The sequence below is a fragment of the Micromonospora sp. DT68 genome (assembly GCF_049847245.1).
GTDB classification, from domain to species: Bacteria; Actinomycetota; Actinomycetes; order Mycobacteriales; family Micromonosporaceae; genus Micromonospora; species Micromonospora profundi.
This window is the reverse complement of record NZ_JBNCNZ010000012.1, coordinates 73988-99806: the sequence shown is the minus strand read 5'-3', so window position 1 is coordinate 99806 and position 25819 is coordinate 73988. Positions and strand designations below refer to the sequence as shown.

The following is a 25819-nucleotide window of genomic DNA, read 5'->3' as shown; positions in this document are numbered from 1 at the left end:
GATAGCGTCGTGTCATGCCCGACAGTGGTTACCCCTGGCCCATTGAGACGTCCCGACTGGACAACGGCCTGCGCGTGGTGGTGAGCGAGGACCGCACCGCACCCGCGGTGGCCGTCAACCTCTGGTACGACGTCGGCTCCCGGCACGAGCCGGCTGGGCAGACCGGTTTCGCCCACCTCTTCGAGCACCTGATGTTCGAGGGCTCGGTGAACGTGGCCAAGACCGAGCACATGAAGCTGATCCAGGGCTCCGGCGGCTCACTCAACGCCACCACCAACCCGGACCGCACCAACTACTTCGAGACGGTCCCCGCCGAGCACCTGGAGTTGGCGCTCTGGCTGGAGGCCGACCGGATGGGTGGCCTGGTGCCCGCCCTGACCCAGGAGACCCTGGACAACCAGCGTGACGTGGTGAAGAACGAGCGCCGGCAGCGCTACGAGAACGTCCCGTACGGGGACGCGTGGCTGCGCCTGCTGCCGCTGCTCTACCCGCCGGGGCACCCGTACCATCACGCGACCATCGGCTCGATGGCCGACCTGAACGCCGCCGACCTCGCCACGTTCCAGGCGTTCCACAAGACGTACTACGCGCCGAACAACGCGGTCCTCACCGTCGTCGGTGACGCCGACGCCGCCGAGGTGTTCGCGCTTGCCGACAAGTACTTCGGGGCGCTGCCCGCCCGTGAGGACATCCCACCCGCTCCGGACGGCCGCCACGTCCCGGCGACCGGCACACCCGCGGTGGAGACGGTGACCGCCGACGTGCCGGCCCCCCGCGTCTACATCGCCCACCGTGGTCACCCGTTCGGCAGCCCGGGGTACGACGTGCTCACGGTGCTCGCCACAGTGCTCGGCAGCGGTCGGGGCAGCCGGCTCTACCAGCGGCTGGCCGACGGGGAGCGGATCGCCCAGCCCGACCTGGTCGGCGCGTACGGGGTGGACCTGGCACACGCCCCGGCACCGCTGATCGCCACCGCCACCGCCCGCCCCGGCATCAGCGCCGAGCGGCTCACCGAAGGGCTGGCCGAGGTCGTCGACGAGTTGGCCACCGTGCCGGTGACCGCCGCCGAACTGGACCGGGCGAAGGCGTTGCTGAGCACCGCGTGGTGGCGGCAGATGTCGACTGTGGATGGTCGAGCGGACACGCTCGGCAGGTACACCACCCAGTTCGGCGACCCCGCCCGAGCCGCCGACCGGCTGCCCGCCTGGCTCGCGGTGACCGCCGAGCAGATCGCCGAGACCGCCGCCGAGGTGCTCGGCGCCGCCGACCGGGTGACCCTGACCTACCTGCCCGAGGAGACCGCATGACGCTGATCGCCGACCGTCCCGGCCCGGGTGCCGCTCGCCCGTACCGGTTCCCGCCGGTGGTCCGCCGCACGGTGGCCGGCGGCCAGGTGGTCGCCGCGCACCTGCCCGGGCAGAACCTCGCCGTCGCGCTGCTGCTGCTCGACGCCGGCGCCGCCCGGGAGCAGCCCGGCAAGGAGGGCCTGGGCGGGGTGCTGGCCAAGGCGCTGGAGGAGGGCACCGCGCAGCGGGACGCCACCGCGTACGCGCTGGCCATCGAGGCGCTCGGCACCGAACTGGTGACCGGGCTGGACTGGGACTCGTTCCAGGTGAGCGTCCAGGTGCCGGTGGACCGGCTGACCGCCGCCGTGCAGTTGCTCGCCGAGGCCGTCCGGACGCCGCGACTGGACCCGGCCGACGTCCGGCGGGTCCGCGACGACGAGGCCACCGCACTGCGGATGGACTGGGCCAACCCGGGGCCGCGCGCCGACGCGGCGCTGCGCGCGGATTTGTACGGGCTGGACAGCCGGTGGGGCCGACCGATGTACGGGGACCCGGACTCGGTGGCCGGCCTGGACGTGGAGGACGTGACGGTCTTCCACTCCGAGTGGTTCCTGCGGCCCGGCACCCTGATCGTCGCCGGTGACCTGGACCGGATCGACCTGGACGCGCTGGCCGCTGCGGCTTTCGCCGGTACCGGCGGTGGCCCGGCCGAGCGGGGCGGCCCGATCGAGGTGCCCTTGCACACCGGCCGGCGCATCATCCTCGTGGACCGGCCCGGCTCCGTGCAGTCGACGTTGCGGCTCGGTCACCCGTCGCCGCACCGGTCGCACCCCGACCACGTACCGATGACGCTTGCCGGCACTGTGCTCGGCGGGGCGTTCACCTCCCGCCTCAACCACCTCATCCGTGAGGTGCGCGGCTACACGTACGGCATCAGGGGCGAGTTCGCCTCGTCCCGGCGCTTCGGCCGATTCGCTGTCAGCTCCGGCGTGCAGACCGCTGTCACCGTCCCGGCGCTTGTCGAGTCAGTGGGGGAGATCACCCGTACCCAGGAGGGGGGAGTGACCGAGGACGAGCTGGCGGTGGCCCGCTCCTGGCGGGCCGGGCAGCTGTCCGTCGAGTTGCAGAGCCCACGGGCCATCGCGTCGGCGTTGACCACGCTTGTGGTGCACGACCTGCCGGACGACTACCACGCCCGGCTGCGGGAGGCGCTGCTCTCCGCCGACGTGGCGCAGGTCTCCGCCGCGGCCGCGACCCACCTGCACCCGGAAGCGCTGACCCTGGTCATCGAGGGCGACGCAGCCGTGATCCGCGACGAACTGGTAGCGGCGTCCCTGGGCGACCTGATCACCTGACCGCCCTCCCGCCCCCGCCCCGACCGGCCTCCTTGCGTTGATCATGAGGTTGTCGTCACACCGCCCGGCGTGTCGTGACGACAACCTCATGATCGACAAAGGGGTGGGGTCGGGCGGGTGTGATGTGGGACTGGTGGGAAAGGGCTCCCGGTCCCGGGGGTGGGCTGGGTAGCCTCGCGGGCATGAGGATCGGCATTGTGGGGGCCACCGGCCAGGTCGGTGGCGTGATGCGGCAGGTGCTGGCGGACCGTGAGTTCCCGGCGGAGCAGGTGCGATTGTTCGCCTCGGCGCGGTCCGCCGGTCGTACGTTGCCCTGGCGGGGCAGCGAGGTGACAGTCGAGGACGCCACGACCGCGGACTACGCGGGGCTGGACATCGTGCTCTTCTCGGCCGGTAAGGGCACGGCCAGGGAGTTGGCGCCCCGCGTGGCCGAAACCGGCGCCGTCGTGATCGACAACTCGTCGGCCTTCCGGATGGACCCGCAGGTGCCGCTCGTGGTCGCCGAGGTCAACCCACACGCCGCCGCCGACCGCCCCAAGGGCATCATCGCCAACCCCAACTGCACCACAATGGCAGCGATGCCGGTGCTGCGCCCGCTGCACGCCGAGGCCGGCCTGGTCGGGCTTGTCGTCTCGACGTACCAGGCGGTTTCCGGCGCCGGCCTGGCCGGCGTCGCCGAGCTGGACGAGCAGGTCCGCAAGGTCGCCGAGCACGCCGCCGGCCTCGCCTTCGACGGCTCGGCGGTGGAATTCCCCGCGCCGCGCTCGTTCGCCGAGCCGATCGCCTTCAACGTGCTCCCGCTGGCCGGCTCGATCGTCGACGACGGCTCGTTCGAGACCGACGAGGAGCAGAAGCTCCGCAACGAGAGCCGCAAGATCCTGGAGATCCCCGACCTGAAGGTGTCGGGCACCTGCGTCCGGGTGCCGGTCTTCACGGGCCACTCGCTCCAGATCAACGCCCGGTTCGCGCGGCCGATCACCCCGCAGCGCGCCCACGAACTGCTCGCCGACGCCCCCGGCGTCGCGTTGACCGCCGTGCCGACGCCGTTGCAGGCCGCCGGTCAGGACCCGACCTACGTGGGGCGCATCCGCGCCGACGAGACCGTCGAATACGGGTTGGCGCTGTTCTGCTCCAACGACAACCTGCGCAAAGGTGCCGCGCTCAACGCCGTGCAGCTTGCCGAACTGGTCGCCGCCGAACGCCGCTGACCTGCCGTGCTCACTCCGCGCCCCCGCCGGCCACCGGCGGGGGCGCGGTGCCGTTCCGGACGACGGGCGCGCTACGGGTCAGCCGGTCGTGCTTCGGCCGAGTGTCCTTCGGCCGGTCGTGCTTCGCCGGTCGTGCTTGGATGGGACGAAGCCGACGATCCATCTGGAGGAGCCCGTGCCGGACGACAGCACCCAGCAGGCGTTGACCGACCTGATCGCCAGCCGTCAGATGGGCGTGCTGGCGACGATCAAGCGTGACGGGCGACCGCAGCTGTCCACAGTGGTCTACGCCTTCGACTCCGAGGCCGGCCTGATCCGGGTGTCCGTCACCGACGGCCGGGCCAAGACCGCCAACCTGCGCCGCGACCCACGCGCGAGCTTCCACGTCAGCAGCGAGGACGGCTGGGCGTACGCGGTGATCGAGGGACGCGCCGAGCTGACCACGCCCGCCGCCGACCCCGGCGACGCGACGGTCGAGGAGTTGGTGGGGCTCTACCGCTCGGTGCGCGGCGAACACCCGGACTGGGACGACTACCGCCAGGCAATGGTGGCCGAGCGTCGGGTGGTGCTGCGCCTGCACGTGGAGCGGCTCTACGGGATGCCCCCGCGCGACTGATCGGCGCAGCGCAGCGCGCGTTACCTCGCCCCGGGCGGCGGGTAGACGGGCCGTGCCGACACCGAGAGGGGAGCACCATGACAACGGTCGGAGAGTTCATGACGACCCGGTTGGTGACGATGGACGGCAACGACACGTTGAGCGCCGCCGCGCAGGAGATGCGGGACAGCGCCATCGGTGACGTGGTGGTGACCGACGGAGACAGCGTGGTCGGTATCGTCACGGACCGGGACATCACGGTCCGCGGTGTCGCGGAGAACAGAGACCCCGGCATGACCCGGCTGAAGGAGATCATCAGCCGGGATGTGATCACCGTGAGCCAGTACGACGACGCGGTGTCCGCCGCGGACCTGATGCGCACCTACGCCGTACGCCGGCTGCCGGTGATCGAGGACGGCCGCCTGATCGGCCTCGTGTCGATGGGTGACCTCGCGGTGGAGCGTGAGCCGCAGTCGGTGCTTGCCGACATCAGCGCCGACGAGCCCAACAACTGATCGTCCGCCGCGGGCGCGCCGGCTCTCCCCTGTCGGGAGGGCCGGCGCTGCGTTCGTCGGCGACAGGCCGCATCGACCAGGGGCGGCGTCGCCCCGGGCCGCTCGCGGTACCCCGAACGTCCAGCCGACGTCAGGGCTTGTCGACCTCGACGCGTACGTCGGTGGCAGATCGGGCCTCGGCGACAGTGGCGGCCTCGGCGTCGAGTTCCCGTCGAACCCGGGTGGACAGCGTCGACCAGGGGCTGACGGTCAGCTCCAGCCGGCCCTTTCCGGCCTGCCGCGCCCGCCAGGTGCCGGCCACCTCACCGTCCACCAGGAGCGCGCCGGGGTTGCCGACCGGCCGCCACAACTGTTGCTGGTGCTCGCGTACGGGGACCAGCAGGTCACGATCGCGGCCGGCGAGAAAAGGGTCGCCCGGTGGGAGGAGTCGCACCAGTCGTGGCGGGGACGCGCCAGTCAGCGCGTCGAGCGCGTCGGTGGGCAGCCAGGTGGCCTTGCCGTCGACGCGTACCTCGGTCAGCCCGGCGGGCCAGGCCTGGCGCAGCTCCCTCGCCGACGAGCCGAGGAATCCGGCGGCATCGCCCACGGTGGCCGGGCCGAGGAGCCGCAGGTGCGTCGTGACCACCTCGGCGGTGTGCGCCGCCTCGGCGGGCGGGCCGGGCCAGTCGAGCAATGGCGCGAGCCGGGCGGCCCGGCCGGACACCGCGAGGCGTACCCCGCCGGCGAGCCCGGCCTGCTGGAAGAGCGCGCCGGAGATGTGCCGGGACCGGCACGGCTGGCAGTCGTAGGTCAGCTCGGCGGGCACCAGTTCGGAGACGGCGCGGCTTACCGCGCCGCGCTCCATCTCGGCTGTCACGACCGCCTGGAACGCCTCGGCGGTGGCCCGGAAGGCGGCAAGCCCGAGCCGGGCGCCCTCCCTGATCTGTCCCGGCATCCGGCGGGTGGCGTCGACGTCGGTGAGCGGCCAGAGCGCGGCGGTGAGCCTCGGCAGGTCGGCCCCTCGGTGCAGGTGTGGGGCGCCGCGCATGGACCAGACGAGCTCCAGTCGGTCGTCCGGCCCGGTCGCGCCCCGCGCGGCGAGCGCCTGGCGGGCCGCGCCGTACGGCGTGTCCTGCACACCGAGCGCAAGTACCGCCAGGTCGCCCGGCCGCCGGTCGGCAGTGCGATCGAGTTGCTGGGCCGCCACCCGGTAGGCGAGTACCTGGCGACGGTCGATCTCCGGTGTCCGCCCCGTCATCTGGCACTCCGTCCCGGACTGTCCCCTCGTGTCCTTCCGGCACGTTACCGCCACCGACCGGCGTCGGCGGCTCACCCGATCTGGGCGAGGTTGACCGCGGGGTTGGCGGGGACCCGGTTGTCCAGGTGCAACGCCGGCCGGGCGCGACGCGAGCGCGCCGGACGGGATCCCGGCCGGTGAACGGGGAGGAGTGGGGCCCGATGGTGGACGCGACCACGAGGTTCTTCGAGGACCTTCAGCGACGGGGGTACGAGCCCCTGCTGGCGAAGGCGTCCGGGACGATGCGGATCGACCTTCAGGAGGGTGCGCAGACCCGGCACTGGATGCTGGCGATCGACCACGGTCGACTGCAGGTGACAAAGGAGGACCGGGAGGCCGACACGGTGGTCGGGACGAGCCCGGCGCTGTTCGACGACATCGTCTCCGGCCGCGAGCACGGCCTGGCCGCCCTGTTCCGCGGTGACATGACGGTGTCCGGTGACGCCCGGCTGGTGGTTCAGGTGGAGCGGATCTTCCCCGGGCCGCCGGACTCCCGGGGGCCGCGTCGCCGCTTCGCGGGGGAGGCGAACTGATGGGCCAGAGCAACACGGTACGGATCCTCGACGGCAACACGTTCGTGGTCTGCGAGGACACCGGTGACATCGAGGCGACGCCGAGCGAGCCGACCGGGCTCTTTTCCCTGGACACCCGGTTCTTGTCCACCTGGGTGCTGACGGTGAACGGTGAGCGGCTCAACTCGCTCTCCTTCGACGACCTCCAGTACTTCGAGTCGCGGTTCTTTCTGGTGCCGGGGATGGCGACGCACTATGTGGACGCGAAGTTGTCGATCATCCGCGAGCGCGCGGTCGGCGGCAGCTTCCGCGAGCAGCTCACCATCCTCAACCACGACGAGAAGCCCGTCGACCTGGAGATCAGGATGGACGCGGCGTCGGACTTCGCCGACCTGTTCCAGGTCAAGGACGAGATCCTGAACAAGAAGGGCGAGATCTACACCGAGGTCGAGGCGGACAGGCTGCGGTTGGGCTACCGACGGGGCAACTTCCGGCGGGAGACGATCATCTCCTCCTCGGTGGCGGCCCGCTACGACAGCAAGGGGTTCGCGTACACGGTGCGCCTGGAGCCCAACGAGCAGTGGAACACCGCGATCGACGTGAAGACGCACGCGATCGGACCAGGTGGCCGGGATCTGCGGATGGGTCTTCGGATCCACGGCAACGAGCGGCTCGCCCTCCAGCACGACCTGGAGCAGTGGATCGCAGACGCACCCAAGGTCAACAGTGAGCACGGCCGGGTGTCGGCGACGTACCGGCGCAGTTTGATCGATCTCGCGGCGCTGCGCTTCTCGCCGCTGTCGCTGGGCGGTGCCACGCTTCCCGCGGCCGGCCTGCCCTGGTTCATGACCATGTTCGGCCGGGACAGCATCCTCACCTGCCTACAGACGTTGCCGTTCACCCCGCAACTGTCGAAGACGACCCTGCGCATCCTGGCGTCGTTGCAGGGCACCCGTTTCGACGACTTCCGGGACGAGGACCCGGGGCGGATCCTGCACGAGATGCGCTACGGGGAAACCGCGGCCTTCGAGGAGCAGCCGCACACGCCGTACTACGGCTCGGTGGACGCGACCCCGCTGTTCGTGGTGCTGCTCGACGAGTACGAGCGGTGGACCGGAGACGCCGACCTGGTCAAGGAGTTGGAGCGGGAGTCCCGGGCGGCGCTGGGCTGGATCGACAGTTACGCCGACCTAATCGGCAACGGCTACATCTGGTACGAGCGGCGCAACACCGAGACGGGTCTGGAGAACCAGTGCTGGAAGGACTCCTGGGACTCGATCTCCTACTCCGACGGGACACTGCCGCCCTTTCCCCGGGCCACCTGCGAGGTGCAGGGGTACGCGTACGACGCGAAGATCCGCGCTGCGCGGCTGGCCCGGGAGTTCTGGGGCGACCCGGAGTTCGCCGACCAGCTGGAGCGGGAGGCGGCGGAGCTGAAGGAGCGGTTCAACAGAGACTGGTGGGTCGCCGACCGCGGGTACTACGCGCTCGCGCTGGACCCGGACGGCCGCCAGTGTGACGTCCTCAGCTCCAACATCGGCCACCTGCTGTGGAGCGGGATCGTCGATCCCGAGCGGGCCGAGCAGGTCGCGCAACACCTGGTGGGACCTCGTCTCTTCTCCGGCTGGGGGGTGCGGACCCTGGCCGAGGGGGAGGCCCGGTACAACCCGATCGGCTACCACAACGGCACGATCTGGCCGTTCGACAACTCGTTCATCGCCTGGGGTCTGCGCCGGTACGGGTTCGCCGAGGAGGCGGCGACGATCGCCAACGGCATGCTGGACGCGGCGACGTACTTCGACGGGCGGCTGCCGGAGGCGTTCGGCGGCTATCCGCGGGAGCTGACGAAGTTCCCGGTGGAGTATCCGACGGCGTGTAGCCCGCAGGCGTGGTCGACCGGTACGCCGCTGCTGTTGCTGCGCACGATGCTCGGCCTGGAGCCGCACGAGGGGCACCTGGCGGTCGAGCCGCGGCTGCCGGTGGGGATGGGCCGGATCGAGGTACTGGACATTCCGGGCCGGTGGGGTCGGGTGGACGCGTTCGCCCGGGGCCGGCTCGACCTGGACAACCTGGCCGACTGACGCACCGAACAGCGGCGACGCGGGCAACCTGCGTCGCCGCTGGCCGCCGCCCAGGCGACCCACAGCCGGGCACGATAGATTCTGCGGATGCCGGAGCTCGTGTACCCGCCCGTTATCGCCGCCGCCAAGACGATGTTCCGGGTCCTCGACCTGAAGATCAACATTGAGGGCGCCCACCACGTACCCCGCACCGGTGGGGCCGTGCTGGCCAGCAACCACGTGAGCTACCTCGACTTCATCTTCGCCGGCCTCGGCGCGAACCCCTCGGGCCGGATGGTCCGGTTCATGGCCAAGCACTCGGTCTTCGAGCACCGGATCGGCGGGCCGTTGATGCGCGGGATGAAGCACATCCCGGTGGATCGCGAGGCCGGCGCGGCATCGTTCCGGGCGGCGGTGGACGCGCTCAAGCGCGGCGAGGTCGTCGGCGTCTTTCCGGAGGCCACGATCAGCCGCTCGTTCACCGTCAAGGAACTCAAGAGCGGCACCGTCCGGATGGCCCGCTCGGCGAAGGTGCCGGTGCTGCCGGTCGCGCTGTGGGGCACCCAGCGGCTCTGGACGAAGGGCCGCCCGCGCACCCTGACCCGCCGGCACACGCCCATCACGATCCTGGTCGGCGAGCCGATCGAGCCGGCGGACTTCCGGGACCCGAATCTGCTGGCCGCCGAGCTGACGACCCGGCTCACGGCGCTCGTCGATCGCGCCCAGAGGGAGTACCCGGACGAACCGGCCGGCCCGGACGACACCTGGTGGCTGCCGGCGCACCTGGGCGGCACCGCCCCGACACCGGAGGAGGCCGCCGCCATGGACGCCGCCGGGGAGCGGCGTACCCCCAGCGTCTGAACGGCCGGCGCGGTGACCGGATCGTTCCGCAAGCGGGCGTGATGGTGTCTGCCGTCGCGGTCACCGCCCGACCAGGATCGACGTCATGAGCAGAGCAGCACTTCTCGTGATCGACGTCCAGGAATCGTTCCGGCAGCGCCCCATCTGGGCGTACGGCTCCAACCCCGACATCGTCGGGCAGGTCGACCGGCTGGTCACCGCCGCCCGTCAACGCGGCGACCTGGTGGTCTGGGTCCTGCACGCCGAACCGGGCACGGGCGGCGTCTTCGATCCGGCGCGCGGCCACGTACGCCTGCTCGACGGACTGACACCGGCCGCGGGTGAGCCGACGCTCGTGAAGACCGCCCACAACGCGTTCACCACCACAAATCTCCAGCAGCTGCTCACCACCGCGGGCGTGGACGACCTCACCGTCTGCGGCATCCGCACCGAGCAGTGCGTCGAGACCACCGCCCGGGTGGGGTCGGACCTCGGCTACCGGATGACGTTCGTCACCGACGCCACGCAGACCTTCCCCATCCCGCACCGGGAGGTGCCGGAGACAGCGACCGTCGAGGAGATCCTCGCCGATCCGCGCACCATGACCACCGAGGAGATCATCACCCGCACCGAGTACGCGTTGGCAGGCCGCTTCGCGACCATCAGCACTGTCGACGAGGTCACCGGCGCGGCCCTCGCCGACGTCCGGAGGTGAGCCGATGGCCAAGGTCGTATTCCTGCTGGTCCCGCAGTTGCACCTGCTGGACCTCGCTGGGCCGGCCCAGGTCTTCTCCAGCGCCGCGGACCTCGGCCACGACTACCGGCTGCACTACGTGGCCGAGCGGGAGCAGGTCCCCACCGTCCAGGGCGTACCGCTGGTGGCCGAGACGCTCTGGCCCGAGCTGACGCCGGACGACCTGGTGATCGTGCCGGGCTGGCGGCCGGCGGCGCACGGCCCGCAGGGGCCGGTGTCGCCGGCCGACCTGCGGCGCCTGGCCGACCACCACGCTTCCGGCGGCACTGTGGCGAGCGTCTGCGCGGGCGCGTACGCGCTGGGCCGCGCCGGGCTCCTCGACGGCCGACGCTGCACCACCCACCATGAGGTGCAGGACGATCTTGCCCGCCGTTACCCGGCAGCCCGGGTGGCCCGCGACGTGCTGTACGTGGTCGACGACCGGGTGGTCACCTCGGCGGGTATCGCCAGCGGCATCGACGTGGCCCTGCACCTGGTGGCGACCCGGCACGGCCCGGCCACCGCCGCCCGGATCGCCCGCACGCTCGTCGTCCACACCCGGCGCAACGGAAACGAGCCGCAGGCCAGTGCGATGATGCGTCATCGCCTGCACCTGTCCGACGCGGTGCACCGGGTGCAGGACGTGATCGACACTCGGTACGCCGAGCCGTTGCCGCTGGCCGAGCTGGCCGCCACCGGTGGTGTGGCGGAGCGGACACTGAGCCGGCTGTTCCGCGCGGCCACCGGGCTGACGCCGCTGGGCTATCAGCAGTCGCTGCGCGTGGAACGCGCCGAGCACCTGATCGGGCACGGCGCTACCGTGGAGGCTGCGGCGCGCAACGTGGGCTTCACCGACGCCCGGATGCTGCGCCGCCTGCGAGCCCGTCCCAGGACGTCGGCTCCGGCCCCGAACGGTAGTAGTCGTCCCGGGAGCGGAATTCCACAGGCAGTGAACCAGGCAGGGTGATCCGGTTCTCGCCGGCGAGCAACGCGGGGCCGGCCCGCAGCAGCAGCACGTCGCGTTCCTGGGCGGAGAGGTCCACGAGCTCCGGGTGGGTGAGCCGGAACACGGCCACTGCCCGGCGGATCTGCTGGGCCAGCGCGATTACCTCTCCGGCCGGCCCGCCGAGGGCCAGCGCCGGCTGCTGGATGGTGCGCAGCGCGTCGCAGACGATCAGCAGCTCGGCCGGATCGGCCTGTGGAAGTTCCAGCCGGGACGGCCACTGCCAGCGGACCTGGCCGGTCATCAGACCGCCCAGCCGGCCCGGGGGTCGGCGTCGGGACGTGCCGTCGGCGACGAGGGACAGCTGCGAACCGGTGCCCACCCAGCAGATTCGCTGATCGGTGACTGTCACCGAAACCGGCCCGGGAAGCTGCCAGCCGAGATGGGCCTCTGTCGGCCCGAGCAGGCAGCCCGCGACCGACAGCCGGTGTCGGCTGAGCACGTTCTCACCGGGCAGCGGACGCATGTTGTAGTGCCGGTCCAGGGTGGGACCCACCTCGTCGTCCGGTGCGTCGAACCGGTGTGGACCGATGAAGAAGGGGGACGCGTCGGTATGCATCGTCACGACCTTCCGGTCAGCTGGCTGTGCGTACGAGCCTCGCGGATCCGGGGGTCGCTGTCATGACGGTCGTTAGGGGGTCGGCCGGTCGTACGTCGCCTGTGACCGGTAGATGCCGATCTCCTCCGGGCGGACTAGCCCGTCCTCGATCGCACGGGCGAGCAATGCGGCCTTTGTGGCGGCCGGCCGCCCCGCACGGGTGTACTTGATGCGTGCCCGGTCCACGTATTGCTTCACCGTGTGTTCGCTGATTTGCATCCGGCGGGCCACCGACGCCTTGGACATCGACTGGAACCAGAGCAGCAGCGCCTCACGCTCCTTGTCGGACAGCATCGGCCGGTCCGGCCTCGGATCGCCGACCATCGCGCCGGCCAACGCCGGTGGCACGTACGGGCGGTCGCTCGCCGCCGCCAACACGGTCGCCACGCAGTGCTCCCGGCCCTCGTGCTTGGCCAGGAATGCCACCGCCCCGGCGTCCAGCGCGGCGAGCATCGTCTGCGGATCGGTGTGCTCCGAATAGACCACCACCCGTCGCCCGGTGGCACTCAACTCGGCCAGCTTGTCAAGCGCCATCCGGCCGTGCAGCCGCAGGTCGAGCAGGACGACGTCGGCGTCCGGCGCCGCCCGCAGCACCTCGTCCGGGTCGTCGCCGGTGGCAAGCACTGTCAGCCGGGGCTCGGTGGCCATCCAGGCGCGAACCCCGTCGACGACCACCGGATGGTCGTCGACGATCGCCACCCCGACCGGCCGGTCGCCGGTCACTTCCGCCACCGGGTCTGCGCCCATCTGATGTCCCCGTCCCGTTCGTAGAGGTGCTGTACCGGCCCGTGGTCGTACTCCCCGGGTGGTGGGCCGGTCGCCTCCGGCCCCTCCCGGTCGGGCGTGACAAGGCTGACCACCACCTCGTCGGGGCCGGAGACGACGGTCAGTCGTGCCCAACCCCGTGCGTCGGCGAGATGCGCGGCGAGCGGGTCGGCCAGTTGGCGGCGGATCTCGACGGGCAACGGCGGTGGATTGCCGATGGTGACCAGGTCGATCGGCAGTCCGTTGCGTTCGGCCAGGTCGGCGGCGGCCCGTAACTCGTGCAGCAGCGGATCGGGTACGTCGTCGGACTCCGCGATCATGCGGCGTAACCGGGCTGCGGCAAGTACGCAGCGCCGCTGCACCTCCGGGTCGTCCGGGTCGGCCGCACCGTAGGCCAGCTCACCGAGCACCCGGCCGGCCGCGCTGCCGGCCAGGGCGAGCCGGTCGCGGCGCTCCCGCAGGCCCCGCTCGGCGGCAGCCCGTTCGGCGGCCATCGCGTGCAATGCGGCGGCCGTGGCGGCCCGGTCCCGGGCCAGCCCGACGATCGTCGCACCGCCCACGAAGACGGCCAGTTGCAGGGAGAAGGTGCCGTAGACGTACATCGTGAAGCGGGCCAGCGCGGCGGCGTCGGGGCCGTGGGTGAGCACGGCGACCAACGCGATCACCGTGTGCGTCGTCAGCAGGACGACAAGCCCGACGACCCGGCGGCCCCACAGCATGAGCACGAAGAACCAGCCGAGCGTGCCCCACACCCAGTTCGCAGCGCCGAACAGGTGCCGCTCACCGACCGCCGCGAAGACCGCCGCGTCGGCGGCGAGCAGCAGCACTGCCAGCGGCCACGGCGGCAGCGGTGTGCCGCGCAGCAGGAGGACGCCGGCGACCGCGCCCGCCACGGCGACCAGCGCCCAGCAGCCGAGCACGACAGCCGGCTCGGCGAACTCCGTGCGTACGCCGAGCACCGCGGGGAGGCTGATCGTTACATGCCAGGCCCATGCGATGCCGACGACGACGATCCGGGCTCCGCGATCGGACGCCCGCGCCACCGCCGCCGGTGCGGCGAGCACCCCCTCCCCGGGCTCCGGTGTCGCGTTCGACTGTTGCTGCCGGGTCGCCGCTCCACGGGTGACGGTGTGGCCCGCTGGCACGTCGAGGTCAGCCGACACCGGGCCACTCCAATCGGATTCGGGTGCCCGCGCCGGGCGCGGACCGCACGTCGGCCCGCCCGCCGACCGCTGCCATCCGGCCGTGGATCGACTCGCGCAGCCCGTACCGGTGCGGTGGGACGGTGGCCGGGTCGAAGCCGGGACCGTCGTCGACGATCTCGGCCACGACGGTCATCGCGTCGCGGGTCAGCCGCAGCACGGCCCGCGCGCCCGGAGCGTGACGGTCCACGTTGGACAATGCCGCGTAGGCGCTCTCGGTGATCGCGTCGGCCACCCCGGCGGGCACCGCGCACGGCGCCAGGTCCATGTGCATCCGCAGCTGGGGCAGCCGGTCGACCACCGTCCGCAGTCGACCGTCCAGGGACACCGGGCCGTCGCCGGGCGTCGGGCCGCTGTCGGTCAACGCCACGAGGGTACGCAGGTCGGTGGCGCACCGATCGCGGAACGCAACGGACGGGCCAGCCACCGCGCCGAGCCCCACCATCGTCAGCGTGCCCAGCACGGTGTCGTGCAGGTCGCGGTTCTGCTGGCGTTCCGCCTCCCGTGCTGCCCGTGCGACAAGCGACTCCCGGGTCAGCCGCTGGTGCTCGGCGAACGCCAGGTCCGCCCGACCGATCCGGCGGCGCATCACCCCGGTCACCAACGCCGTGACGGCCGTCTGCACAAGCAGCGTCGCGGCGTGCGCCCGCGCCTCGGTGACGTTGCCGGCGGCGTGTGTGCCCGCGACGTACGCGGCGGTGACCAGCAGCCCTCCCGGCACCGACCAGCGGGCGGGAGCCGTGGCCTGCGCGTTGATAACCGTGGTGCTGGCCAGCACGGCGATCCAGCTGCCCTCGCCGGGCAGCACCTCCGGTGCCACCATCTGGGGGATGAGCAGGCACGCCGCAACGGTGACCACGATGTCGCCGATGGCCAACACCCGGGTGATGCCGTGGCGCAGCGCGCGAATGCCGTAGAAGAGTGACCAGCCGGTCAACACGGCCACGCCGGGCCACAGCACCGCCGGCTCGACCGGTGAGGTACGTACCGACAGCGCCACGGCCGCACCGACGAGCCCGCACGTCAGCCGCAGCAGCGCGGGCAGCGTGGTGAAGATGAGGCCGAACGCGCCACCTGCCGGGTTGTCCAGCGAGGGGGGCGGCACAGTGGGGGCGGTTAACGCCGGCATCGGGGGGTGTCCCTTCCGACAACGACCCGGTGCGGGTCCGCACGGCGGAGATCGACATCGGAGAATAGCATGCGGACGGTGAGTGTTCACCCACCGTCCGCATGGTGTCATTACAGCGTTGCTCTGCGCTATCGGCCGTTGATCCCAGCGGTCGCCGTGCGGATGGCGAAGACCGCAGGCCGAGGCGGGTCTGTCGCTCCGACGCACTACCTGTTCCAGTGGGAACCCGGCGCCGTCACCGCCCGTCAGAGTTGGTGACAGAGGGGTGGTGGGCGGGATGCGCTCGCGGGCAACGATAGTGGCGGCGGCGCTGCTCGGCGCGGTGCTGAGCGGTTGTGCAGGCACCGACACCGGGCCGGACGGAGTGGATACTCCCGGCCCCGCCCAGATCGTCGACAAGTGGACGTCCTGTGCCGAGGACGCACCGCACGCCGGCGCCGCGCTGCCCGCCCCGCCTCCGCCGGACGGATCGGCGTCCCCGGTGCCGGACGAGCCGGCGGCCGGGCGCATCGACCCCGCGTTCACGCCGGTCACCGCTGTGCTCTGCGGACAGCAGATCCGGCCCGGCCCCGCCGGCGGCACGGAGCAGGTGGCCACCGAACGACGCGCCGACGACATCGACTCCCTGCTCGCCGCGCTGCGCCTACCTGACCAGCGCGGCGACGAGGAGGTCGCCTGCACCCTCGACCTGGTCATCCCGCCCTGGGTGGCGCTGCTCGACCAGCAGGGGCGTTGGCTGCGGCCACACCTGCCTGTGGACGGGTGCACCAAACCGCGTCCGGAGGTGCGCGCGGCGTTGGACGGGTTGCGCCTGACCACTGTCGCCACACGGACCGTCGGGCAGGTCGTATCTCCGGCGGCCGAGGCCGCAGGCTGCGAGCAACAGTGGTCGGACATGGTCTGGGCGGAGGGGGCCGACGGTCGCCCCGAGCCGCCCCCGCCGGGCGCCGCCCCGGAGGCCGGGCCGCTGCGGCTCTGCGTCTACCTGGTGCCCGTCCATGAGCGGGGCGGCAGCAAGCCAGCCGGTGACTTCGCGTACGGCGGGGCGCTGCCGCCCGATCGGCAGGCGAACATCCTGCGGGCGCTTGCCACGACCCGGCCGGCGAAGCCCTGCGGCACTCCGGCGTCCCGTTTCGCTGTGCTCCGACAGTTGGACGGCAGCGGAGCGGAGTCGTACGTCGAACTCGACGGCTGCCGGCGGGTCCTCGTCACGCCGCTCGGCGGTGGGTCACGGCTCGGGCAGGGCGACGCCGCGTTGACCGCGCTGCTCGGGCCGATCTGAGCCGTCCCCTCCCGGTCGCCTGTCGGCGCGGCCACGACTTCAGCGGATCGGCAATGCCGCCGGGCCGCCGTTGGCGATCGACCGCTTGACCGTTTCGCCGCCGGACCAGAAGTAGCAGCGCACACCCCGGTCGCCGCGCGCCCACAGATTGGGGGAGGGGAGGCGGTACGCCGTTCCGGTGCGGTAGCGCAGGTTGGCGTCGTTGGGAACCTTGGCGTAACGGGCGACCATGGTGCGGCAGGCGGGATGGATGGCTGCCTCGTCGCGGACGGCGTCCTGGTAGGAGCGGTCCGGGGCGGTCCAGATGCCGACGTACTCGTACTGGTGCGCGGTGGTGCAGCCAGCCGGTCGCAGCCGGCCCCACTCGTCCTCGTTCATGCAGCCGTACGTCAGCGGGGAGCGGCTGCCCACAGCGTTGCGCAGCGTGCCGGCCCGGTGGATGGCCCGGTCGGTGTCGCCGTTCGCGCCGTCCACCTCGTCAAGTTCGAAGATGTCGCACCGGTACCACCGGCTGCCGCCCGCCCAGCCGGCCGGTGACGTCGGAGCGACCTGCACGGAGAGCCGGGCGCTGCGCCACTCACCGCCGACGAATTCCTTGGCGCGGGTGTCGCAGTCGGTGAAGATCGGGCGCATGGCCGCCGACTCCACCGTCGGCGGGGCGCTCCGCTCGGCCAGGTCGCCCGTGAAGGTGCCGACGTGGAACGTCTCCACCAGGTGCGTCTTCGCGCAGTCCACAGGGGCGTAGCTGCTCAGATATGCGCTCGGCTCGGGGATGACATGGCACTCGCCGGCCTGCGGCGAGAACTGCTTGGCCTGGGCCATCGGTCGCCAGTCGTCGGCCAGGTCGCCGTCCGTGCCGGCCGGCGTGCCGCAGCCCGCCAACCCCACAGTGATTAACGCAGCCGCGAGCGCTGCCGTGAAATGCCGTCGCATGTGAAATCTCCCCGTGGCCCCCGTGCCGACGCGCGCAGCATATGGCACCGGAGCGACGAGCAGGCACCGGTTTCCGGCCAGGTTCGCGCTACCCCGACCAGTCACGTGGACGTGAGATGCCGGACCGCCGCTCGCCTCGCTGGACGAGGGTCAGCGGCGGTCGCGGCGCGTCCTCGGCGGCGGGTCAGCCGGCGAACTCCCGGCGCGTGCCGCTGCGGGCTCCGTGTCGAGGATGATTGACGTGATGTAAGAGATGTTTTACATTGGGCCATGTAAACAATTCTTGACACGGGGGGAGTGGGTGATGATCCGCGACGCCAACCGAGAAGACCGAGTCGCCATGACGTTCGGGCAGCGGAACGCATGGGTTTCGGCCATCGTCATGCCTGGGGCATCCATCGCGTACCTTGGCGTGGTCCTGCCCCGGCTGGGCGACCGGCCCGCCGCGGAGGTCTCCTGGGTGGGGCCGATGCTGTGGACGATCGGCGCGACGATCGTCGGCACCATCGTGGGGACCATCCTCGTCTCGATCGCGGCAGCCGTCGCCAACCGGGACGTGGAGTCCAAAGGGGACGTACGAGACAAGCAGATCGACCGCTACGGCGACCGCCTGGCGCAGGCCATCACCGCCTTCGGCGGCGCTGTCGTCCTGGCGCTGGTGATGTTCGAGGTGGATCACTTCTGGATCGGCAACGCCCTGTTCGTGATCGGCGCCATCGGAGCGACGTGGGGGGCCATCGCGAAGATCCGCGCGTACCACGGTGTCTTCAATGGTTAAACCGACCCGCGTCACCAACCGGATCCGCGCTCTTCGGTTCGCCAACGACGAGATGACGCAGGCCGACCTGGCCGAGCGCGTCGGTGTCACCCGGCAGACGGTCATCGCCATCGAGCAGGGGCGGTACTCGCCGTCGCTGGAGATGGCGTTCCAGATCGCCCGGGCGTTCGGCGTGCCACTGGACGAGGTCTTTCAATACCCCGACGAGTAGGCGAATCGGGGCCGACATGGCAACGAGAGGACGATCATGAGCAGTCGTGGCAGGTCGAAGGTCTGCATCGTCGGAGCGTCAGGAAAACTTGGCAGGTACATGGTCCGGCACGCGCTGGACAAGGGCTACGAGGTCGTCGGCGTGTGCCGTGCGGGCAGCGTGGACAAGCTGGACGAGTTCAAGGGCCGCATCACAGTCGTCGCGGGGCCGACGAACGATCGTGCCGTCATCGAGCGGGCGGTCGCCGGCTGCGACGGTGTGCTCACCGTCCTGGTCCCCTGGGGTGTGCACGGCTACTCGACGGGCACGGCGCGGGCGGTCCTGGACCACGCCGACCCGGGAGCACGCCTGATCTTCTCGTGCGGCTGGCACATCACGCGCGACGGCCAGGACGTCTACCCGTGGACGCTCAGGGCGTTCGTCGCAGTTTTCGGGGTGCTCGCGCGGCTGGCCCGCTTCGCCGACATCCGCGACCAGGTGAAGGCGTGCCGGCAGATCTTCGCCAGCGACACCCGGTGGACGGTCGTGCGCGGCAGCGACCTCGAGGAGGGCGACAGCCAGGGCCTGCCCGTCTGGAGCCAGCACGTCGGGGATCCTGTGCTCAAGAGCAACATCACGCGCCGGGTGGATTTCGCCCTGTTCATGGTGGAGGCGCTGACGAACGACGAACTGGTCCACGAGTCACCGGCGATCGTCGGCCGCCGGACACCCTCGGCACTGGCTGCGACTGCGTGATCCGGTCGCGTAGCCAGGAGTTGACATCGTTGAGCGCCGTACCGGCGATTGCCGTGGGGTGGCCTGTGAAGCCGTGCGGTGACTCGGGGTAGATCCGGACCTCGACGTCGTTGCCGGCCGCCGACAACCGGCCAGCCATCGTCAGGTTGTCCTCCAGTAACACGTCTGCGCTCCCGATGACCAGCAACGTCGGGGGCAGCCCGCGAAGGTCGGCGTAGACGGGGGAGATGTCGGGATCGGTGCGGTCCTCGACGTGGCCGACGTACGCCTGGATGAAGTACTCGTCGGCGATACGGCGACCGGCCGGGGTCCGCGCGCTCAGGTCGTAGGTGCCGAACTGGAGCGCGGCACCGGTGAAGCAGTCGGCGGCGCCCCTGTCTCTCAGCCGGAGCACTGTCGCCAGGGCGAGCGTCGCGCCGGCGGAGCTGCCGCCGATCGCGAGTCGGGAGGTGCCGAAGCGGGCCTCGGCCTCCTCGACGAGCCAGAGCGCCGCCGCCTCGCAGTCGTCGGGTGCGGCCGGCCAGGGATGCTCGGGCGCCAGCCGGTAGTCGACGCTGACAACGGCCAGGCGCAGGGCGTCGGCAAGCGCCCGGTTGCGTTCGTCCCGGTGCGCGGCGGAGTCCAGGTAGAAGCCGCCGCCGTGGATGTCCAGGTAGACGCCCTGCGGCGGGCCGTCGACAGGGGTCAGGATCCTGACGGGTACGCGCGCACCGGCGGCGTCGATCGTCTCTGCGACGGCGGGTGGATCGGCGGCACGAGGAGCGGACCTCCGCGCCCGGACCTCCTTCAGCTCCTCAGGCGAGCGGGGGCCGTGGCCCGCCCGCCTCGACCGGTAGAAGGCACGGGCCTCGTCGACCTGCTCCGCCGGCACGTCGACGAGCAGTGCGTCCAGCGCGAACCGCACCCGACCTCCTCTCTGGGCTGCGGCTCCACGCTATCGCCGACACGCCGCGCCGGATGCGCCGCACACAAGCAGCCGCTGGTGCCGGGCGGGCCGCCCATCCCGCTCACCCGTTGGATAGTCGAGTTCGGCGAGGCGGGAGCCGTAGAACCGCCTGAGGGCTGCCCGACGTTCGTGGGCGCTGTGCTGCCGTATCGCCCGGTCGTGGGCGTACCGGTGCAGCAGGTCGTGGAAGGCGAACCGGTCCGGGGCGTGCTCCTCGATGAGATGCGCGGCGGCGAGCCGTCCGAGCAACTGCTCCGCCTCGGTGAGCGTGATCCCGCTCAACGCGGCGGCGGTCGCCGTCGAGAAGTCTTCCCCGGGCGCGAGGCCCAACAGCCGGAACAGCCGCTGGGCGGCCGGCGGCACCGTCTCGTACGACAGGTCGAACGCCACCTGGATGGCCGCTTCGTCGTCGTCATCGGCGGCGAGCGCGGCGAGCCGGTCCTCGGTGCGCAACTCGGCCACGAGATCGGCGACGCGTCGGTACGGCCGGTGCGCGAGGCTGGCGACCGCGATGCGCAATGCCAGGGGCAGGTACGCGCACAGGCTCGCCAGCTCGCCGACAGTTTCCGGCTCCGCGCGGGCGCGCTCCTCGCCGAGCAGCCTGGCCAGCAGTGTGCCGGCGTCATCGGGGGTGAGCACGCCCAGCGTGAGGCGGCGGACACCCTCGCGGGCGGCGAGCCCGGCGAGTCGGTCCCGGCTCGTGATGAGCACCAGGCAGCCCGGACCCCCGGGCAGCAGGGGCCGTACGTCCTCCGCCGAGCGCGCGTTGTCGAGCACCACCAGCATGCGTTTGCCAGCCGTCAGCGACCGGTACATCGCCGAAGCGCCGGCGACGTCGATCGGCACCTCTTCCGGACGGACCCCGAGCGAGCGCAGCAGCACCCCCAGCGCCTCGACCGGGCGCAGCGGCGGCTCCGGGGCATAGCCGTGCAGGTTGATGAACAGTTGCCCGTCCGGGAACCGGTGCGACACCTGGTGCGCCCAGTGCACCGCCAGCGCCGTCTTGCCGACCCCGGCCGAGCCCGCGATCGCCGCGGCCGACGCCGGCGCGCCGACCTCCGGGAGCAGCAGGTCCAACTCGGCAAGCGCCTGCCGTTGGCCGGTGAACATGGCGACGTCCGCCGGAAGCTCGTGGGGCACGGCGACCGACCGCGCCACGGTCTCATCCACTGGTGGTCGCCAGGCCAGCGACTCGTCGCCGCGCAGCATCGCCCCGTGCAGCGTACGAAGCAGCTCACCGGGCTCGACGCCGACCTGTTCGGCCAGCAGCCGGCGGACGCGCTGGTGGGCGCTCAGCGCCTCGGCCCGCCGCCCGGACCGGTAGAGGGCCAACGTGAGCAGCGCGTGCAGGCCCTCCCGGTACGGATGTTCGCCGGTGAGGTTTGTCAGCTCGGGCACCAGTTCCCCGTGCCGGCCCAGCGCGAGGTCGAGCTGGATGCGGCGTTCCAACGCGCTCAGCCGACGCTCCTCCATCTGCGCGGCGGCGGTTTGCAGCAGCGGAGTGGACAGCCCATCGAGGGCGGGGCCACGCCACAACTGCAACGCCGCGCCGAGAGCCGCGCGGGCGCCGGCCAGGTCGCCACCGTCCGCCAGGACGTCCGCGCGATCGACAGCCTCGTCGAACTGGCGCAGATCGAGCTGCCAGCCGTCGAGGTTGAGCTGGTATCCCGAACCCCGGGTGGCGATCAGCTCGCTTTCTGCGTGTTCGCATCGTAGGAGACGACGCAGGACGCCCACCCGGTTCTGCACCTGGGCACGCGCGCTGCTTGGCGGGTCGTCTCCCCAGGCGGCGTCGATCAACCGGCGGATCGACACAACTCGACCAGTGTCCAGGAGCAGAGCTGCCAGGATCGACTGGTTACGGGCACCGCCGAGCGCCACGCCGTTGTCTCCGGCATGGGCCTCGACCGGCCCGAGCATGGTGAACACCTTGATTCTCATCCGTTACCCCCGTACCGGATCATCAGTAAGACGTGCAGCCCTCCTTCGCAGGCGCCTCAGTGTCCACTGTGCGACCGACTTTCGCTTGCCCGGACCAGATACGTCGCGCGTTGTCCTCCCGGCACAGAGAGGCCGGCGTCGGCCGCCTGGGGGGAGGCGACCGACGCCGGTGTGAGTGGGTGGATGTCGACCTCAGCCAGCGGTCGTCGCCGGCCGAAGTGCCCTTATGCCGCGGCCGTGACCTGGGTGACGATGTTGCTGGTGGCGGTCAGGGTGCCACCGGTCTGGGCGCTCCACCACTTGAGGCGGCCCTGGTAGGCGGTATTCGGCGCCAACCCGGCCCGGTCGCAGGTGACGGTCTCCGGGTTTCCGGACACCGACCGGCGCGGCCCCTCCAGGAAATCCCCGCCGGCGGCCAGCCAGGACGCACAGGAGACCCAGCCGGTGGCCTGTCCCGGATCGACCCGGGTCGACCACTGGATCGACGTCGACGTGGGAGCCGCGGGACCCGCGGAGGTGGTCATGGCCGGCGGGCCGGCGAACAGTGAACCGCTCACCGCGTCCCGCCACGCCTGGATGCTGCCGGAGTCGCCGATCAGGTCGTACTGCGGCCAGCCGGTCGCGTCGAAGTAGGTGACGAACCGGGCGTCAGCAGTGTTGCGCATCCACCTGGCGATCTCGCGCAGCATCGCCGGCCGGTTCGCGTGGTCGTCCACGCCCAGCTCCGCCACCGCGTACGGCTTGCCCTCCGACCGGGCCGCCTCAAGACCCGGGCGCAGCGCGTTGTGCGCCGCCATGGTCTCGGACTTCGTCACGTCGAAGCCGTAGACATCCCAGGCCATGACGTCGACGTACGCCGCACCCGGGTAGTAGTCGCGCCAGTTCCGCCCGCTCTTCGGGTCGAGCGTCCAGTCCATCAGGATGGTGGTGGCGTACAGGCGCGAGTTGTTCGCCTGGTCGGCAAGGCCGGCGATGCGCTGCCACGCCGCCCGGTACGCGGCGGCCGTGAACGCGCCGTCGCGGATATCGTCCTCCGGCTCGTGGAAGTAGGTCCAGTAGATGTCCCGGTCCTGCGGCGCGTTGGCGAACCAGGTGCGCAGGTAGTCGTCCGCCGAGCCGGTCAGGATGACGTCGGCGTCGTACTTGAAGGACACCACCGTCGAGCGTCCCGGAGTGTTGAGCTTGGCGTCGGTCCACGCGCCGGGGGCACCCGGGTAGAAGACCCGCAGGATCGGCAGCGTGCCGTAGCGGGCGTCCGCCGCCGCCAGTGCCTGGTTGAACGTCTGCCCGGACGGCTGGTGCACCGACGATCCGAAGAGCGTCGGGGTGCTGGCGCTCGCGGGCGCCTGCAGGCCGACCAAGACCACGGCAGCGGCCGCCGCTGCGGCGACTAGTCGTCTCAAGATTCCTCCTAGGGTGGTTGGCGAGGTCGGGCGGCGTCCCCGGTCAGTGGACGACGGGCTGGCCGGCGTCGATATCCCGCCCGTGCCATTTCGCCGGTGAGGGGGGCCGGCCCGACAGTAGAAAGAGATGCTGGGTCGAATCGTGGAGAAGCCGGGCTCCCCGCCGAGGCGCGGGACCATCGACTGACGCCAGTCTCCGAGGGCAGGCCACACATTCGTCATGGAACGGCCATAGCCCGCCCGGGGGCGTGCGGTGCGACGCGCCTACCGGCGGAGCTGGCCCGGTGCGAGGGCTCGCGGCCGGGGCGATGGCGAGGAGGAACCTAGTATTCGGGTCATGACCGCAGCGCGTCCCGGGGACCAACGGTGAGTCGCGCTCCCCGCAGCGACGGCCTCGCCAACAGGGAGAAGATCCTGGCGGCGGCGTTGCGGACGTTGCAGCGTGACAGCACCGCTCCGATGGCGGCCGTCGCGCAGGAGGCCGGCGTGGGCGTCGGGACGCTCTACCGTCATTTTCGCGACCGCGACGCCCTGCTGGTAGCCCTGGAGGTCCGTTCCATCGGCATGGTGCTGACAATGCTCGACGAGGTGCTCACGCGCGGGCTTCCGGGCATCGAGGCCGTGCGGGAGTTCCTGATCGGCACGGTACGGCACGGTTCCGAGCTCTTCCTGCCGCATCACGGCGCCCCGATCACGACCGATCCCGAGTATCGACGCCTCGACCGGCTCGTGTGGGAGGGCGTCGGTCGGATTGTCGAACTCGGCGCGGCGGACGGAACGCTACGGCCCGATCTGACGGCCCGCGATGTCATCATCTTCGGCTCGCTGATCGCAGTGCCGATGCCTTTCGCGGGCGACTGGCCCGAGGTCGCGGGCCGCCAGATCGACCTGTTCCTCAGGGCTGTCCGCGCTTAGCCGTCGGCTGGCTTGCGGCCAGGCCGCCGGCCCTCACTGCCGCGTCAGGGCTGTCATTGTTGCGCCAGGAAGGCGAGCAGACGCCCGGCCAGTCGCGCCGGTTGTTCCTCGGCCAGGAAGTGGCCGCTGCCGGCGATGACCGCCGCGTCGGCGTGCGGTGCCACGGCGCGCAGGCTGGCGGCGAGCCGGTCGCCCACTGCCTGATCCCCGCCGACCGTCAGGACCGGCATGGTGAGCCGGTTGCCGGCGGCGACCCAGGCCGCATTTGCCCGCCCGTCGTCGAGCAGCGTGCGGTAGTGGCCGAAGCTCGACCGCAGTCGTTCTCTCCCGCGATACGCCTCGGCGTAGCGGCTCACCTCGTGCGCCGCCAGAGGGTTGGTGTCACCGGCGAGCTGGGCGTACCAGAGGTCGAAGAAATCGTCCTCGTGCCCGTCGAGCAGCAACTCGGGCACCTGCGGGGTCATGAACAAACCGAAGTGCCAGCGGCCGCCGTGGGCGACGTCCATTGCCCGCTCCAGCCCGAGGCCGGGCACGGCGAGTTCCATGAGGGTGAGGCTGCGTACCTCATCGGGGTGTCGGCGTGCCCAGGCGAACGCGACCATGCCGCCCACGTCGTGCCCTGCCACGTGCGCGGCAGGCCCCAATCCGAGGGTACGCAGCAGTCCGCGGACGTCTTCGGCCTGGTCGTCCTTGGCGAAGCCGGTCTCGGCCGGCGCTGAGCGGCCGAGACCACGCAGGTCGGGAACGACGACGGCATAGCCCGCCTCGGTGAGCGCGGGCAGGATCGGCAGCCAGCAGTCGCCGGTCTGCGGCCAACCGTGCAGGAGCACGAGCGGCTCGCCGTGGCCTCCGTGCAGGACGCTGAGTTCGGTGCCGTTTGTGGTGATCGTGCGTCGGGTGAAGCCGGGCGCCACGCCCATGTTTCCTCCAGCAGTGAGCCCTTGCTTATGCGGACGATATATTCCGTTTAACGCCGCCGCCACCCGGAGAAAGGGGAGGCGTCGGCACCGACCGCGAAGCACCACGCCAGAAAGGACATGCGGCATGACCAGCTTCGACCGCGCTGCCCCCGCCATCCCGGACGACGACCCGACCCGGACGCTGACCATCGCGAACCCCGACGACCCGGCGACGACCTGCATCTCCCTCGCCGGGGGCAACTACGCCATGCTGATCACCGGCAAGCAGACCAACGGGCAGTACTGCCTCATCGACATGCGCGTCCCCGACGGCGGTGGGCCGCCGCCGCACCGGCACGACTTCGAGGAGATGTTCACCATCCTCGAAGGGGAGATCGAGTTCACCTTCCGCGGGGAGAAGCACACCGTCCGGGCCGGCTCGACAGTGAACATCCCGGCGAACGCCCCGCACAATTTCCGCAACGCCTCCGGCGCACCCGCCCGCATGCTGTGCATGTGCACACCAGCGGGCCAGGACGAATTCTTCCTGCGCGTCGGCGACGAAGTCGCCGACAAGGACGCGCCGCCACCGCAACTCACCGACGAGGACATCGCGGAGCGACGGCGGCGCGCAGCCGAACTGGCCCCCCAATACCGCACCGAGATGCTCTGACAGCCGTCATGAGGGCGGGAGCCGAG

At 71.4% G+C, this 25819-nt stretch carries 26 protein-coding genes; 16 read left to right on the top strand and 10 right to left on the bottom strand.

The features are described from left to right. Nucleotides 1-14 precede the first annotated feature (14 nt). From ACPXB1_RS21490 to ACPXB1_RS21470, 5 genes are all read left to right on the top strand, one after another. Nucleotides 15-1307: a pitrilysin family protein gene (locus tag ACPXB1_RS21490; protein WP_334550422.1), complete on the top strand. Its 1293-nt coding sequence runs from the start codon at nt 15-17 to the stop codon at nt 1305-1307. Further along, nucleotides 1304-2641, top strand: a complete 1338-nt coding sequence (locus ACPXB1_RS21485) for a M16 family metallopeptidase (protein WP_355593880.1) — start codon at nt 1304-1306, stop codon at nt 2639-2641. Before ACPXB1_RS21490 ends, ACPXB1_RS21485 begins: the two co-directional genes overlap by 4 nt. Before the next feature lie 182 nt (nt 2642-2823). Beyond that, nucleotides 2824-3849 carry an aspartate-semialdehyde dehydrogenase gene (locus ACPXB1_RS21480; RefSeq protein WP_355593882.1) on the top strand — a complete coding sequence of 342 codons (1026 nt, stop codon included), beginning with the start codon at nt 2824-2826 and terminating at the stop codon, nt 3847-3849. A 175-nt stretch (nt 3850-4024) separates the two neighbouring features. Next, the gene (locus tag ACPXB1_RS21475) at nt 4025-4465 is read left to right on the top strand and encodes a PPOX class F420-dependent oxidoreductase (protein ID WP_355593884.1); all 441 of its coding nucleotides are present in this window, start codon (nt 4025-4027) and stop codon (nt 4463-4465) included. Between the two features lie 77 nt (nt 4466-4542). Continuing rightward, nucleotides 4543-4959, top strand: a complete 417-nt coding sequence (locus ACPXB1_RS21470; RefSeq protein WP_355593886.1) for a CBS domain-containing protein — start codon at nt 4543-4545, stop codon at nt 4957-4959. Nucleotides 4960-5089: 130 nt separating this feature from the next. Here the strand turns inward: ACPXB1_RS21470 and ACPXB1_RS21465 are convergent, their stop codons facing one another. Then, complete coding sequence (locus ACPXB1_RS21465; protein WP_425735720.1) at nt 5090-6196, bottom strand: DNA glycosylase AlkZ-like family protein; 1107 nt, start codon at nt 6194-6196, stop codon at nt 5090-5092. A gap of 200 nt (nt 6197-6396) precedes the next feature. On the opposite strand from ACPXB1_RS21465, the gene ACPXB1_RS21460 reads away from it, so the two are divergent. The 5 genes from ACPXB1_RS21460 (at nt 6397) to ACPXB1_RS21440 (ending at nt 11347) form a co-directional block, all read left to right on the top strand. Next, nucleotides 6397-6768 (top strand): SCP2 sterol-binding domain-containing protein, encoded by a 372-nt coding sequence (locus ACPXB1_RS21460; protein WP_355593890.1) that lies wholly within the window; start codon nt 6397-6399, stop codon nt 6766-6768. After that, a complete protein-coding gene (locus ACPXB1_RS21455; RefSeq protein ID WP_355593892.1) occupies nt 6768-8828 on the top strand; it encodes an amylo-alpha-1,6-glucosidase in 2061 nt (686 codons plus the stop codon). Before ACPXB1_RS21460 ends, ACPXB1_RS21455 begins: the two co-directional genes overlap by 1 nt. A gap of 87 nt (nt 8829-8915) precedes the next feature. Continuing rightward, nucleotides 8916-9668: a lysophospholipid acyltransferase family protein gene (locus tag ACPXB1_RS21450; protein ID WP_355593894.1), complete on the top strand. Its 753-nt coding sequence runs from the start codon at nt 8916-8918 to the stop codon at nt 9666-9668. An 85-nt stretch (nt 9669-9753) separates the two neighbouring features. Next, entirely contained in the window at nt 9754-10362 is a 609-nt protein-coding gene (locus ACPXB1_RS21445) for an isochorismatase family protein (RefSeq protein ID WP_425735719.1), read from the top strand. Nucleotides 10363-10366: 4 nt separating this feature from the next. After that, nucleotides 10367-11347 (top strand): GlxA family transcriptional regulator, encoded by a 981-nt coding sequence (locus tag ACPXB1_RS21440; protein WP_053653045.1) that lies wholly within the window; start codon nt 10367-10369, stop codon nt 11345-11347. Here the strand turns inward: ACPXB1_RS21440 and ACPXB1_RS21435 are convergent. The 4 genes from ACPXB1_RS21435 to ACPXB1_RS21420 form a co-directional block, all read right to left on the bottom strand. Next, a complete protein-coding gene (locus ACPXB1_RS21435) occupies nt 11229-11942 on the bottom strand; it encodes a hypothetical protein (protein ID WP_355593900.1) in 714 nt (237 codons plus the stop codon). The genes ACPXB1_RS21440 and ACPXB1_RS21435 overlap by 119 nt on opposite strands. Nucleotides 11943-12014: 72 nt before the next feature. Next, entirely contained in the window at nt 12015-12728 is a 714-nt protein-coding gene (locus ACPXB1_RS21430) for a response regulator (RefSeq protein WP_425735718.1), read from the bottom strand. Next, the gene (locus ACPXB1_RS21425) at nt 12701-13810 is read right to left on the bottom strand and encodes a hypothetical protein (RefSeq protein ID WP_425735726.1); all 1110 of its coding nucleotides are present in this window, start codon (nt 13808-13810) and stop codon (nt 12701-12703) included. Before ACPXB1_RS21425 ends, ACPXB1_RS21430 begins: the two co-directional genes overlap by 28 nt. Nucleotides 13811-13898: 88 nt before the next feature. After that, nucleotides 13899-15077 (bottom strand): sensor histidine kinase, encoded by a 1179-nt coding sequence (locus tag ACPXB1_RS21420; protein WP_425735717.1) that lies wholly within the window; start codon nt 15075-15077, stop codon nt 13899-13901. A 277-nt stretch (nt 15078-15354) separates the two neighbouring features. Here ACPXB1_RS21420 and ACPXB1_RS21415 point away from each other — a divergent pair, with 277 nt between their 5' ends. Next, nucleotides 15355-16359: a hypothetical protein gene (locus tag ACPXB1_RS21415; RefSeq protein ID WP_425735716.1), complete on the top strand. Its 1005-nt coding sequence runs from the start codon at nt 15355-15357 to the stop codon at nt 16357-16359. A gap of 39 nt (nt 16360-16398) precedes the next feature. Here the strand turns inward: ACPXB1_RS21415 and ACPXB1_RS21410 are convergent, their stop codons facing one another. Continuing rightward, a complete protein-coding gene (locus tag ACPXB1_RS21410; RefSeq protein WP_053653040.1) occupies nt 16399-17292 on the bottom strand; it encodes a septum formation family protein in 894 nt (297 codons plus the stop codon). 304 nt (nt 17293-17596) lie between these two features. On the opposite strand from ACPXB1_RS21410, the gene ACPXB1_RS21405 reads away from it, so the two are divergent. The 3 genes from ACPXB1_RS21405 to ACPXB1_RS21395 are packed head-to-tail and all read left to right on the top strand — an operon-like array spanning nt 17597 to nt 19016. Continuing rightward, nucleotides 17597-18070 carry a hypothetical protein gene (locus tag ACPXB1_RS21405; protein WP_425735715.1) on the top strand — a complete coding sequence of 158 codons (474 nt, stop codon included), beginning with the start codon at nt 17597-17599 and terminating at the stop codon, nt 18068-18070. Beyond that, nucleotides 18063-18281, top strand: a complete 219-nt coding sequence (locus ACPXB1_RS21400; protein WP_053653038.1) for a helix-turn-helix transcriptional regulator — start codon at nt 18063-18065, stop codon at nt 18279-18281. The genes ACPXB1_RS21405 and ACPXB1_RS21400 overlap by 8 nt, the downstream gene beginning before the upstream one ends. Before the next feature lie 36 nt (nt 18282-18317). After that, nucleotides 18318-19016 carry an NAD(P)-dependent oxidoreductase gene (locus ACPXB1_RS21395; protein WP_425735714.1) on the top strand — a complete coding sequence of 233 codons (699 nt, stop codon included), beginning with the start codon at nt 18318-18320 and terminating at the stop codon, nt 19014-19016. Here the strand turns inward: ACPXB1_RS21395 and ACPXB1_RS21390 are convergent. The 3 genes from ACPXB1_RS21390 to ACPXB1_RS21380 all read right to left on the bottom strand — a co-directional run bounded on the left by ACPXB1_RS21390 (nt 18922) and on the right by ACPXB1_RS21380 (nt 23306). Next, nucleotides 18922-19920 carry an alpha/beta hydrolase gene (locus ACPXB1_RS21390; RefSeq protein WP_425735713.1) on the bottom strand — a complete coding sequence of 333 codons (999 nt, stop codon included), beginning with the start codon at nt 19918-19920 and terminating at the stop codon, nt 18922-18924. The genes ACPXB1_RS21395 and ACPXB1_RS21390 overlap by 95 nt on opposite strands. Nucleotides 19921-19950: 30 nt before the next feature. Then, nucleotides 19951-21903 carry a BTAD domain-containing putative transcriptional regulator gene (locus ACPXB1_RS21385; RefSeq protein ID WP_425735712.1) on the bottom strand — a complete coding sequence of 651 codons (1953 nt, stop codon included), beginning with the start codon at nt 21901-21903 and terminating at the stop codon, nt 19951-19953. Between the two features lie 224 nt (nt 21904-22127). Beyond that, nucleotides 22128-23306 carry a hypothetical protein gene (locus ACPXB1_RS21380; RefSeq protein WP_425735711.1) on the bottom strand — a complete coding sequence of 393 codons (1179 nt, stop codon included), beginning with the start codon at nt 23304-23306 and terminating at the stop codon, nt 22128-22130. 366 nt (nt 23307-23672) lie between these two features. Here ACPXB1_RS21380 and ACPXB1_RS21375 point away from each other — a divergent pair, with 366 nt between their 5' ends. Further along, nucleotides 23673-24221 (top strand): TetR/AcrR family transcriptional regulator, encoded by a 549-nt coding sequence (locus tag ACPXB1_RS21375; RefSeq protein ID WP_053653034.1) that lies wholly within the window; start codon nt 23673-23675, stop codon nt 24219-24221. A gap of 53 nt (nt 24222-24274) precedes the next feature. On the opposite strand, the gene ACPXB1_RS21370 is transcribed toward ACPXB1_RS21375, so the two are convergent. Further along, on the bottom strand, nt 24275-25141 hold the full coding sequence (locus ACPXB1_RS21370) for an alpha/beta fold hydrolase (RefSeq protein WP_082377271.1): 867 nt from the start codon (nt 25139-25141) through the stop codon (nt 24275-24277). A 124-nt stretch (nt 25142-25265) separates the two neighbouring features. Here ACPXB1_RS21370 and ACPXB1_RS21365 point away from each other — a divergent pair, with 124 nt between their 5' ends. Further along, nucleotides 25266-25793, top strand: a complete 528-nt coding sequence (locus ACPXB1_RS21365) for a cupin domain-containing protein (protein WP_425735710.1) — start codon at nt 25266-25268, stop codon at nt 25791-25793. Nucleotides 25794-25819: the final 26 nt, after the last annotated feature.

Bases quoted from the DNA above. Each gene is read 5' to 3' on its own strand.
- ACPXB1_RS21490 (WP_334550422.1), top strand. From the start codon at position 15: ATGCCCGACAGTGGTTACCCCTGGCCCATTGAGACGTCCCGACTGGAC.
- ACPXB1_RS21485 (WP_355593880.1), top strand. From the start codon at position 1,304: ATGACGCTGATCGCCGACCGTCCCGGCCCGGGTGCCGCTCGCCCGTAC.
- ACPXB1_RS21480 (WP_355593882.1), top strand. From the start codon at position 2,824: ATGAGGATCGGCATTGTGGGGGCCACCGGCCAGGTCGGTGGCGTGATG.
- ACPXB1_RS21470 (WP_355593886.1), top strand. From the start codon at position 4,543: ATGACAACGGTCGGAGAGTTCATGACGACCCGGTTGGTGACGATGGAC.
- ACPXB1_RS21465 (WP_425735720.1), bottom strand. From the start codon at position 6,196: ATGACGGGGCGGACACCGGAGATCGACCGTCGCCAGGTACTCGCCTAC.
- ACPXB1_RS21460 (WP_355593890.1), top strand. From the start codon at position 6,397: ATGGTGGACGCGACCACGAGGTTCTTCGAGGACCTTCAGCGACGGGGG.
- ACPXB1_RS21455 (WP_355593892.1), top strand. From the start codon at position 6,768: ATGGGCCAGAGCAACACGGTACGGATCCTCGACGGCAACACGTTCGTG.
- ACPXB1_RS21450 (WP_355593894.1), top strand. From the start codon at position 8,916: ATGCCGGAGCTCGTGTACCCGCCCGTTATCGCCGCCGCCAAGACGATG.
- ACPXB1_RS21445 (WP_425735719.1), top strand. From the start codon at position 9,754: ATGAGCAGAGCAGCACTTCTCGTGATCGACGTCCAGGAATCGTTCCGG.
- ACPXB1_RS21440 (WP_053653045.1), top strand. From the start codon at position 10,367: ATGGCCAAGGTCGTATTCCTGCTGGTCCCGCAGTTGCACCTGCTGGAC.
- ACPXB1_RS21435 (WP_355593900.1), bottom strand. From the start codon at position 11,942: ATGCATACCGACGCGTCCCCCTTCTTCATCGGTCCACACCGGTTCGAC.
- ACPXB1_RS21430 (WP_425735718.1), bottom strand. From the start codon at position 12,728: ATGGGCGCAGACCCGGTGGCGGAAGTGACCGGCGACCGGCCGGTCGGG.
- ACPXB1_RS21420 (WP_425735717.1), bottom strand. From the start codon at position 15,077: ATGCCGGCGTTAACCGCCCCCACTGTGCCGCCCCCCTCGCTGGACAAC.
- ACPXB1_RS21415 (WP_425735716.1), top strand. From the start codon at position 15,355: ATGCGCTCGCGGGCAACGATAGTGGCGGCGGCGCTGCTCGGCGCGGTG.
- ACPXB1_RS21410 (WP_053653040.1), bottom strand. From the start codon at position 17,292: ATGCGACGGCATTTCACGGCAGCGCTCGCGGCTGCGTTAATCACTGTG.
- ACPXB1_RS21405 (WP_425735715.1), top strand. From the start codon at position 17,597: ATGATCCGCGACGCCAACCGAGAAGACCGAGTCGCCATGACGTTCGGG.
- ACPXB1_RS21400 (WP_053653038.1), top strand. From the start codon at position 18,063: ATGGTTAAACCGACCCGCGTCACCAACCGGATCCGCGCTCTTCGGTTC.
- ACPXB1_RS21395 (WP_425735714.1), top strand. From the start codon at position 18,318: ATGAGCAGTCGTGGCAGGTCGAAGGTCTGCATCGTCGGAGCGTCAGGA.
- ACPXB1_RS21385 (WP_425735712.1), bottom strand. From the start codon at position 21,903: ATGAGAATCAAGGTGTTCACCATGCTCGGGCCGGTCGAGGCCCATGCC.
- ACPXB1_RS21370 (WP_082377271.1), bottom strand. From the start codon at position 25,141: ATGGGCGTGGCGCCCGGCTTCACCCGACGCACGATCACCACAAACGGC.
- ACPXB1_RS21365 (WP_425735710.1), top strand. From the start codon at position 25,266: ATGACCAGCTTCGACCGCGCTGCCCCCGCCATCCCGGACGACGACCCG.